This is a genomic window from Armatimonadota bacterium (assembly GCA_016125185.1).
Classification (GTDB): Bacteria; Armatimonadota; Fimbriimonadia; order Fimbriimonadales; family Fimbriimonadaceae; genus Fimbriimonas.
In genome coordinates this window covers 349708-359452 of record WGMG01000004.1, presented here as the reverse complement: position 1 = coordinate 359452, position 9745 = coordinate 349708, and the positions used below count along the sequence as shown (strand labels likewise).

Genomic DNA, 9745 nt, shown 5'->3' with positions numbered 1-9745 from the left:
GTGCGGGTTTGAAAGGCGACTGGGTGGAAGGGGCCTCATATCTAAGTTGCGGGTTCAAAACACATAGCCCAGGACGTGCTCACCTTCCACCACCCGAGCGTCCTCGGGAGGACCATCACAAAGAGTTTAAGACACGAGCCCAGTCCGAAGAGCCGAGAATCGGCTCGAAGGGCTGGGTCAGAACCCGTAACCGCAAAAGTCCAAGGAGTCCCGAGCATCGGGACGACCCGGCGAAGCCTGCCAAAACGATGAACCGTTACGACCGCAAACGAAGTTCCGACCCTACGAAATAACCCACCGACATTCACTCAAGAAGTAGACTTTCTCTATGTCGCTCCGCGAAGAAATCGAGCCCCTGCCCAAAGTCGAATTGCACGTGCATTTGGAAGGTTCGATCCAACCGGAAACCCTGCTTCGCCTCGCCGAGCGCAACCGAGTCGACCTCCCGGCAAAAGACGTCGCCGGACTTCGAGAATGGTTCATTTTCCGCGATTTCCCTCACTTCGTCGACGTCTATGTCGCCGCCTCGAAGTGCATCCGCACCCCCAATGATCTGGAACTGATCGCCGAGGAGTTCGCCCGCGGCCAAGCCAGCCAGAACATCCTCTATACCGAAGCCAACTACACCGCCATGACGATCAAGCGGTACGCCGGAATCCCTTGGGACGAGCAGATCGACGCTCTCCAGCGTGGATTCAAAAAAGTGCCGACCGCCCAGGTCAATCTCATCATCGACATTGTCCGCGAGTTCGCCGAAGAGGAAGGCGAGCAGATCGCCCAATGGTGCATCAATAGCAAGGACAAGGGCGTGGTGGCCATCGGCCTTTCCGGCTACGAAGGCAAAACTCCCGTCGCCAAACACGCCGCCGCTTTCCGCACCGCCAAAGAAGCAGGCGTCAAATGTTCGGCCCACGCGGGCGAGACCGGCGGTGCCACCGCCATCCGCGAAGCCCTCGACGTCGCCCTCGCCGACCGCATCGGTCACGGCGTCCGATGCCTAGAGGACGGAACGCTGGTGCGAGACCTACGCGACCGGCAGGTCCATCTCGAAGTCAATCCCACCAGCAATGTGTGCCTGGGCGTCTTCCCTTCGCTGGCTGAGCACTCGCTCCCGCGACTGCTGGACGAGGGTCTCTCCGTCTCGATCAACTCCGACGATCCGCCTTATTTCAACACAACGCTGACCGACGAGTGGGCCCGATGCGCCGAAGAATTCGAACTCAGCACCGACATGCTCTATTCGTTGTGCATCGGTGCCGCCGATAAGGCGTTCTTGTCAGATATTGAGCGGTCTGAGTTGAAGCGGAAGATTACGTCCGGATGGGAGGCATAGCAGATCACTGAAATGTGAAGGATAGTGGCTGGCGGTTAAGACGTTTGCTGCCAATTTGGATGAGATGTTCCCGGGATAAGAATTGATGGCCTGGGTGAGCACTCAGTCGCGCTTGCTGAAAAATGTATAGCGCAAAACGTTGAACCAACTCTTATCGAGCTCTTGCGAGACGACAACTGTTGTCCAATCAAGATCATAATCGTCCATTTTCGCGTAGTCGTGGAGGTTGCTGACTCGTTTCGGCAATATTGATATCCAAATGTCAGACCTGACACCACCCGGGCCGCCATCGATAATCGAGCCCGACCAATCGAATGCTTCATCAGGAGATCCCGCACCGTAAGGTTTTAGCCCTTCTTTCGGCAGACATTTGGCGGCCTTAGCAAGAACCGAAGTCACGGGTTCCTCCCAGCAGTACAGCCGGTACTCCCTTGGTCCAAAGGAACTCGGCCCTAAGCAACCAACATCCAACAGAGCGTGACCCTTTAGAAAGGCATAGGAGTCGTGATGCCTAGGATGCATCAGAACCCAAAACGCCGAACCAACAGCAAAAATGCAAGTTCCAGACACGACAAGAAACCGCTTGGTGTTGGGTTTCACACCCCAATGATACGCGAGGTTTGCGTCTTACCAGCGAATGAGATTCGCGCCCCAAACCAGGCCCGCGCCGAATCCCACCGTCAACACCAACATGCCCGGCTTCAACTGCCCCGTCTCGACCGCCTCGTACAGCGCCAACGGAATCGATCCGCCGCTCGTGTTTCCGTACTTGTGCACGTTCACAAAAACCTTATCCGACGGGAACTTGAACCGCTCGGCCGCGGCATCGATGATGCGCAGATTCGCCTGATGTGGCACAAACAAATCCACGTCCGACGCCTTCAATCCCGCCTCGGCCAGCACCTTCTCGCACGCGTCGCCCATCGCTTTAATCGCGAACCGGTACACCTCGTTGCCCTTCATCTGGATGCCGTACTTGATCCCCTCCGGCGTCACGCAGTTGGGCGGATACTTCGTCCCACCGGCATCGTTGGAGATGAACGGCGCGCCGCTTCCGTCCGACAGCATCACCGTCTTGATGACGCCCCGGTCGCCGCCTTCCACGGCCTTCACTACGACCGACGCCGCCGCGTCGCCAAACAGAATGCACGTGGATCGATCCGACCAGTCGATCTGCTTTGAAAGCGCGTCCACGCCGATCACGAGCGCATTGTCGATCACGCCGGTTTCGATCAGGCCCGTCGCGTTCGCTAAAGAATAAATGAAACCCGCGCATGCCGCGCTCACATCGAACGCCCCTGCGTTCTTCAGCCCAAGCGCGTCTTGCACAAAACACGCCGTCGAGGGCCAAATGTAGTCGCCCGACACCGTGCCGACAATGACCATATCGACCTCTTCCGGCTTCAGACCCGACTTCTGCAGCGCCTCCCGTCCGGCTTCGATCGCCAGCGAATAGCACCCCTCGTCGCCCGAGCAGATATGCCGCTCCTTGATGCCGGTTCGCTGGACGATCCACTCGTCGCTTGTATCGATATTCTTTTCTCGCGCCAACTCGTCGTTGGTGTAGACCTTAACCGGCAGGGCGTGCCCAACCGCTTGGATAACTGCGTGCCTACTCATGTTCTTCTGTATTAACTTCTTCTGTCGATTCCCCGAGGTCGCGCCGAACCGCATCGCGGATCGTGTCCACCAGGTTGGCCCTGATCGCCTTATCCGCCATCAGCACCGCGTTTCGAATCGCCTTGGCGTTGCTTCGGCCGTGCGCGATGACGCAAATGCCGTTCAGCCCCAACAGCGGCGAGCCACCGACTTCCGCATAATCCATATGCTTGCGGATCGGGGCCATGACCTTTTTCACGGGCCAATAAAGGGACTTCATAAAATTGTCGGGCACCCCCGCACGGATGTGCTTGGCGAACATCTCGGCTACGCCCTCGGCGGTCTTCAGGACGACATTCCCCACAAAAGCCTCGCACACCACCACGTCGCACGGCGAGTTAAACATGTCCTTGCCCTCGATATTCCCTGCAAACCATTCAAACTTCGAAAGCAGTTTGAATGACTGCTTGGCGAACGCGTTACCCTTGCCTGGCTCCTCGCCAATATTAATGAGGTGGACCTTCGGGTTTTTGCGGCCCATCACCTTCTCGGCGTACGCCCGACCCAGGATGGCAAACTCCACGAGGTGCTCAGGGTCGACGTCCGGCGACGCCCCCGCGTCCAACATCACAAATCCGCCGTGGTGGTTTGGCAACTGCGAACCGATCGCCGGTCGATGGATTCCCGTCACCTGTCGCCAGGTCAACAGAGCCGTGGCCGAGGCCGACCCGGTCGATCCTGCCGACACAAACGCCCCCGCTTTTCCGTCCTTCACCAGTTTGATCCCCACCATCATCGAAGAGTCCTTCTTCTTGCGGTAGGCCTCCAGCGGCTTCTCGTCCATCTCCACCACTTGGCTTGCATGAACCACCTTCACGTTCTTCGGAACCGGGTTCGGCAACAGCTTCTGAATGGTCTCGGCGTCGCCAACAAAGATGAGGTCGCCGTGGATGTGCGAACAGGCGTCAAGGCCGCCCTGGATGATCTCTTCCGGCGCATTGTCGCCACCCATCGCATCCAGGACAATGTTCACTCTTCGTTCACCAGCCCCTTCAGTTGCTCAAACTCAAGCCGACCGGCTCCGCCCTGCTGACCGGCCACGCCGCGCGCCTTCGCGATCGGGCAGTCGCCCTCCCAGCCGAACGTACATAGCGGCTGAACCGGAAAGTTCAGAAGCAGATTTTGGCGAAGCAGAGACTCCACCATCAAGCTGTTACCTTCAAACAGCGGGTACGGCTCATCGGCTTCCACACGGGCAAAATCTTGATGACTCAACGAACTCGGAACCCCGACGACTGTGAACTGCTCGTCGATCTCAAACGTCAGATCAACCTCTATCGGGCCGCCGCAACGAGCGCACTCCACCACCGCACGTGTCGCGAATTCTCCTTTTATAAGGAGAAGATTGCCCGTCGAAACCGCATCGAGGACGCCTTCGAGCGGCTTGACCAAATCGAGGTCCTCCTCGTCGGTAAGTTCAGTAGATACTTCCACCGACAACTGCCTGCCCGGGTGTTGCAGAATGTCGTTTAAGTCTAAAAGGTCGTCTCTGCGCAAGGCCCAATGAGTGTACCGCTTTCATGAAAAACCAAGAAAAATTGCATATTTCTCGGCATAACTTGATATACTGCGTTCACTCTCTAACTGGTTAAAGGGATGATTATGCGCCGTCAAGTTGATTGGAAGATTGTGAAATGGAGCCTGGGAGTGGGAGCACTCGCAGCAGTCATGTTTGGTTGTGCTGGCAATACGGTATCGAGCATCGGTACGACGTCGACCACCTCGACCACCTCGACCACAAGCGGCGGTATCTTTAACCAAGTCGCTTCGGTCAACCTACCGGATACGCCTGCCCTCATGCAGTACGCGTTTCTGACCGGTGCGGGCCGAGCGGGAGATACGGAAGTCGCAACCTTCCGCAACCTCATCGCAACCGACACCATCGGAACTTCTTCCTCTGGTCTGAACGAGAAAACTCTGACGCTGACGGCCTACCAGTCCCAGATGCTCGCGACCAACGTCGATTTGCTAAGCCAGCAGAGCCGACTCTTCACCTCGCTTGAGCTGAACGCCATCAACTATACGATGACCGACGCCAGCGGCACCCAGTCGTTCACGTCGATCAATAACATTCCGAACGATCAGTCGGTCGCCATTCGAGTCTTCAAGGGTCGCCAAGTCATCGTCCCGATCTATCTCGACCCAGACACCTTCAACACCGAAACGGTTAACGTCGGCGGAAGCGACGTCACCCAAGCCGTTTTCGATACAACCTGGTTCGACACCATCAATCGCGCCGTCGGTGACTCTGTCGCCATCCGCGGCTTCCTGAGCGACTACATGTGCTTCGACGTTTCCGCAATGGCCTCGTCCGATCGACCGGACCTCAGCCTCGGCAATGGCACCGCCAATCGCATCTTCTTCTCGGGTGACGGCTTCGCAATCGCTGCTGGCGACCCGGCCAACGGCGGCACCACCGGTGCTCCGTTTGAGCTGATCCTCCAGGCTGGTCAAGATGCCTCCGTCGTTGGACGCTACTCCGCCCCTACCTCGCTGGCTGGCACCACCACCCCAGGAACCTACACCACGATCGGCATCGACCCGTCCGACGTAACCACCATCGACCCGGTCCTCGCTCGCAAGATCACGTCGTTCCAAGGAACGTGGAAGTACCACTTCAAGGAGCAGATCAGCGCGCTGAACGGCTCTATCGAAGAAGATGGCTACCTCACCAATGTCCACAACTTCGAGGCAATCGCGATCCCGACCAGCCTCGACGACGAACGACAGCAACTCGTGATGTTCACGGAAAACGTGACCACCAACGCGGACGGCACCAAGTCGGCTACGGTGACGAACCTGATGTGGGGCTACATCGATCTGTCGACCAAGCAGTTCTTCGTCTATCCGCTGAAGAACTTGACCGATCCCGATGCGCTCACGAACCGCATCGGCGAAGTCTCGGGCACGCTGACCACGATGTACACCAGCACGGGCGCCACCACGGTTTCCCCGCAGCAGATGCGCTACATCAGCTTCCAACTGTCGACGCCGCCGACCGGCTTCCCGACGGATGGAACGGTCGTCGTCCTTCGCAAGTAGTAATGGGTGATGCGCCCAATCCTTGCAGGAATTGACTGTGAATACGGCATTCTTGTAGAAGGGAGAGGCGCAGAAGACCAAGTAGAGGACTCCCAAGCCCTCGTCGAGAGTTACTCCGACGAGGGCTGTTTCATTGGTTGGGACTACCGTTTCGAAAACCCTCGTAACGACCTCCGCGGCTTCCAACTCAGCAAGCTTGAAGTGGACCCCAACGACGCGCAATTCGATGTCGGCCGCCGCCAACAAAGCTCTATCGTGCTCCGTGCCGACCGCGTTCTCCCCAACGGCGCCCGCTTCTACAACGACCACGGCCACCCTGAATACGCCACGCCCGAGTCGTTCTCCATTTTCGAACTCGCCGCACTCGACGCCGAGGGCCAGCGCTTCGTTCACCGCGTCGGCCAGCGATCCGGCATGGATGTCAAGCTCTACAAAAACAACACCGACTACCACGGCGCATCCTACGGCACCCACGAAAGCTACCTTGTACCCCGACGACACGACTTTGAAGCCATCTATCGTGCCGTCACACCCATGCTCATCGTCCGCCAAATTCTCACCGGTGCCGGCAAAGTCGGCGGCGAGGAAGGCGGCTGGTGCGACTTTCAACTGAGCCAACGCGCCGACTTCTTCGTCGAGCCTGCCAACGCCGAAACGCTTTGGCGACGCCCCATCTTCAACACGCGCGACGAACCCCACGCCGACCCCGCCCAATGGGTCCGCCTTCACATGATTTCTGGGGATGCCAACATGAACCCGGCGAGCACCGCTCTGAAAGTTGGCCTCGTCAAACTCGCCCTTTGGCTCCTCGACGCCGGCACCGCTCCGACGTGGCCCATCGAAAAGCCGGTCCGCACCTTCCAAACCGTCAGTCGCGACCGCACCTACGAATATCGAATTGAACTCGACAAGGGCAATTGGACCAACGCCTATGAAATCTTCGAGTCCTACTTCGCCGCCGCCGAGCAGACGCTCGCCCTGAACGAGGAAGCCCGTTGGACCATCGATACATCCCGTCGACTCCTCGTAGCCCTGCGCGAGGACTGGGAGACCTTCCGCCGGGAGGTCGATTGGGCCGCGAAATTCCACTTCCTCAACCAAATCCGCGAAGAGGAGGGTCTATCCTGGCGCGCGCCGATCCTCCAAGCCTACGACCTTGAGTACACCAACATCGACCCCAACGACGGCCTGTTCGACGCCCTGCGCGACATGGACGAGATCGCCAAGCCCGACTTTCCCGACCTCCAAATCCCCAATTCTCGGGCCCTCGCCCGCAGTTTGGCCATCACCAAATTTAAGCCGCACCTCTCCAATGTAGGCTGGCGGGGACTGCAGTTCGGCGAGGAATTCGTCGAATTGCGACCCGATCTCGCGTATCCTGATTCAATCAGGCGCCTCGACGACGTAGAAACGTTTATTCAATCCCTGAAGGACATCCATGCTTCAATTTGAACAACCCCAACGCCAGAAAAGCCCCGTGCCCGAGCGCAAGCAGGGCGACGATTCCGGGCCAAAGTCGCCGGATATCACCAAGCCAGAGGGCGGAAACGAACTGCTGCGACGACTTAAAAAGGTCGATCCTGACCAAGCCAAGAAATATCGGCAGCGGTCCGGCCAATGATGACACCTCTTGCTCGATCGTTCGAAGAGCTAACCGCCGACGTACGTCTCACGAGCGTCGGTGTTGACCCGAACTTCGAAACCCACGGCACCACCGTCCTCGCCCTCCGCTTCAAGGATGGCGTCATCGTCTTTGCCGACCGCCGCGCCACGATGGGCAACCTCATCATGTTCGAGCAGGCTGAGAAGGTCATGGCCCTCGACGACCTCACCGTCGTCGCCATCTCCGGCTCGTTTGCCCGCTCCGTCGAGATCTGCCGCTACCTGAAGCACTCGTTCAAGTACTATCGCCGCGCCGTCCTCCAAGAGCTCACCCTCGAAGGCAAGCTCGCCGAAATCTCCCGCGCCCTCGCCGGCAACGTCGAGATGGCCATGAACGGAATCGGCGTCTTTCTCCCGATCGTCGCCGCCTATGACAAGACTCGCGACCAATTCGGCGTGTACTTCTTCGATGGGGCCGGAGCCCGTTTCGAAAACGGCGAATACGCCTGCGCCGGATCGGGTTCCGAGCGCATCCGCGGCATCTTCGAGTTCCTCCGTCGCACCGAAGGCGGCTTCGAAACCAAGTCGCTGGAAAAGGTCCTGGAAAACGGCCTCCAAATGCTTGATATCGCCTCCACCCTTGATTCCGCCACCGGCGGATTCACCCGCATCGACCCGGTCGTACGCATCCTCACCAAGGATGGCAACCAACTGGTCGACGAAAAAATTCTCAAAAAAGCTGTCGAAAAGGTCCTCAAGGCGGCCGTCCCCCTGTAATGAAGTTCGCAACCATTCCCGAAGCCCTCGAAGAAATGCGTCGAGGCAAGATGATCATCGTCATTGATGACCCCGACCGTGAAAACGAGGGTGACCTCGTCTGCGCCGGCGAGACCTGTACCCCTGAGATCATGAATTTCATGATCAAACATGGCCGCGGTGTCCCGTTCATCCCGACCACTGCCGAGCGCCTGGCCGAGCTTCAGATTCCCATGATGACGAAGCAGAACACCGCACGCCACGGCACCGCCATGGCCGAAACCGTCGACGCGATTCCCGGTGCAACCACCGGTGTCAGCGCTTTTGACCGCGCTCTCACCGTCAAAATCTTCGTCGAAGACAACGCCAAGCCGTCCGATCTTGCCCGCCCCGGCCATATCATCCCCTTGCGAGCCGTCGAAGGCGGCGTGCTGCGCCGCGCCGGTCACACCGAGGCCATCGTCGACCTTTGCACCTTAGCCGGGTTCAAGCCAGTCGGCGTCGGATGCGAAATCCTCAACGACGACGGCACCATGATGCGCCTCGACGGCCTCATGCCGTTCGCCGAGGAGCACGACCTCAAGATCGTCACCATCGCCGACCTCATCGCCTATCGCCGCCACAATGAGCGGCTGATCGAACGCAAAGCCGGCCCTATCGACTTCCCCACCCGGTTCGGCCACTTCACGCTGTACGCTTACGAGCCCACTGTCGAACGCGACCCGTACGTCGCCATCGTCAAAGGCGATGTCTGCACGGAAGAGCCGGTCCTCGTCCGCATGCACTCGTCCTGCCTCACCGGCGACCTGCTCGGCTCCCTCCGGTGCGACTGTGGCGACCAGCTCGAAATGGCGCTCCAGAACATCGAACGGGAAGGTCGCGGCGTGGTCGTCTACATCCAGCAAGAGGGCCGCGGCATCGGACTCATCAACAAACTCCGCGCCTACGAACTCCAGGACCAGGGCCTCGATACCGTCGAAGCCAACGTCGCCCTCGGCTTCAAGGCGGACTCCCGCGACTACTCGCTGGGCGCGCAGCTTCTCGCCGACCTCGGCATCCAAAAGATTCGCCTGATGACCAACAACCCCGCGAAACGGGCCGGCCTGCAAGGCTATGGACTCGAAATCGTCGAATATGTGCCCGTCATCGCCGAACCCGAAGAGCACCGCGAGAGGTACCTCGCCACCAAGCGCGACAAAATGGACCACATCCTCCCGAAGGAGTAGCCCTGCGAGCGGTGGATTGTGCTCCCTCTGTGCCGAGGCTAGGGCCATGCTTTCGAATGCTGTCGCAGAGGTTCTGAGGGCTCAAGTCATTAACGCGTACCAACTAAACTCCCCTCCGAAGATCGGA

General features: G+C 58.8%; 10 protein-coding genes. 6 read left to right on the top strand and 4 right to left on the bottom strand.

All coding sequences use genetic code 11. The annotated features are described in order from the left end of the window. Window positions 1–328 precede the first annotated feature (328 nt). On the top strand, window positions 329–1333 hold the full coding sequence (gene add, locus GC165_07110) for an adenosine deaminase (GenBank protein MBI1332633.1): 1005 nt from the start codon (window positions 329–331) through the stop codon (window positions 1331–1333). 102 nt (window positions 1334–1435) lie between these two features. On the opposite strand, the gene GC165_07105 is transcribed toward add, so the two are convergent. Genes GC165_07105 through GC165_07090 form a run of 4 tightly spaced genes read right to left on the bottom strand, consistent with a single transcriptional unit; the run spans window position 1436 to window position 4489 of the window. After that, entirely contained in the window at window positions 1436–1933 is a 498-nt protein-coding gene (locus GC165_07105) for a hypothetical protein (GenBank protein ID MBI1332632.1), read from the bottom strand. A 27-nt stretch (window positions 1934–1960) separates the two neighbouring features. Then, window positions 1961–2953 carry a beta-ketoacyl-ACP synthase III gene (gene fabH / locus GC165_07100; protein ID MBI1332631.1) on the bottom strand — a complete coding sequence of 331 codons (993 nt, stop codon included), beginning with the start codon at window positions 2951–2953 and terminating at the stop codon, window positions 1961–1963. Next, window positions 2946–3965 carry a phosphate acyltransferase PlsX gene (plsX, locus tag GC165_07095; protein ID MBI1332630.1) on the bottom strand — a complete coding sequence of 340 codons (1020 nt, stop codon included), beginning with the start codon at window positions 3963–3965 and terminating at the stop codon, window positions 2946–2948. The genes fabH and plsX overlap by 8 nt, the downstream gene beginning before the upstream one ends. After that, window positions 3962–4489: a hypothetical protein gene (locus GC165_07090; protein MBI1332629.1), complete on the bottom strand. Its 528-nt coding sequence runs from the start codon at window positions 4487–4489 to the stop codon at window positions 3962–3964. The genes plsX and GC165_07090 overlap by 4 nt, the downstream gene beginning before the upstream one ends. Before the next feature lie 150 nt (window positions 4490–4639). Here GC165_07090 and GC165_07085 point away from each other — a divergent pair, with 150 nt between their 5' ends. Genes GC165_07085 through GC165_07065 form a run of 5 tightly spaced genes read left to right on the top strand, consistent with a single transcriptional unit; the run spans window position 4640 to window position 9618 of the window. After that, a complete protein-coding gene (locus GC165_07085; protein ID MBI1332628.1) occupies window positions 4640–6034 on the top strand; it encodes a hypothetical protein in 1395 nt (464 codons plus the stop codon). A gap of 9 nt (window positions 6035–6043) precedes the next feature. Further along, window positions 6044–7486 (top strand): hypothetical protein, encoded by a 1443-nt coding sequence (locus GC165_07080; protein MBI1332627.1) that lies wholly within the window; start codon window positions 6044–6046, stop codon window positions 7484–7486. Further along, entirely contained in the window at window positions 7473–7655 is a 183-nt protein-coding gene (locus GC165_07075) for a ubiquitin-like protein UBact (protein ID MBI1332626.1), read from the top strand. Before GC165_07080 ends, GC165_07075 begins: the two co-directional genes overlap by 14 nt. Then, window positions 7652–8413, top strand: coding sequence for a proteasome subunit alpha (locus GC165_07070; GenBank protein MBI1332625.1), 762 nt, complete (start codon window positions 7652–7654; stop codon window positions 8411–8413). The genes GC165_07075 and GC165_07070 overlap by 4 nt, the downstream gene beginning before the upstream one ends. Further along, on the top strand, window positions 8413–9618 hold the full coding sequence (locus GC165_07065; GenBank protein ID MBI1332624.1) for a bifunctional 3,4-dihydroxy-2-butanone-4-phosphate synthase/GTP cyclohydrolase II: 1206 nt from the start codon (window positions 8413–8415) through the stop codon (window positions 9616–9618). The genes GC165_07070 and GC165_07065 overlap by 1 nt, the downstream gene beginning before the upstream one ends. Window positions 9619–9745: the final 127 nt, after the last annotated feature.

Bases quoted from the DNA above. Each gene is read 5' to 3' on its own strand.
- add (MBI1332633.1), top strand. From the start codon at position 329: ATGTCGCTCCGCGAAGAAATCGAGCCCCTGCCCAAAGTCGAATTGCAC.
- fabH (MBI1332631.1), bottom strand. From the start codon at position 2,953: ATGAGTAGGCACGCAGTTATCCAAGCGGTTGGGCACGCCCTGCCGGTT.
- GC165_07080 (MBI1332627.1), top strand. From the start codon at position 6,044: ATGCGCCCAATCCTTGCAGGAATTGACTGTGAATACGGCATTCTTGTA.
- GC165_07075 (MBI1332626.1), top strand. From the start codon at position 7,473: ATGCTTCAATTTGAACAACCCCAACGCCAGAAAAGCCCCGTGCCCGAG.
- GC165_07070 (MBI1332625.1), top strand. From the start codon at position 7,652: ATGATGACACCTCTTGCTCGATCGTTCGAAGAGCTAACCGCCGACGTA.
- GC165_07065 (MBI1332624.1), top strand. From the start codon at position 8,413: ATGAAGTTCGCAACCATTCCCGAAGCCCTCGAAGAAATGCGTCGAGGC.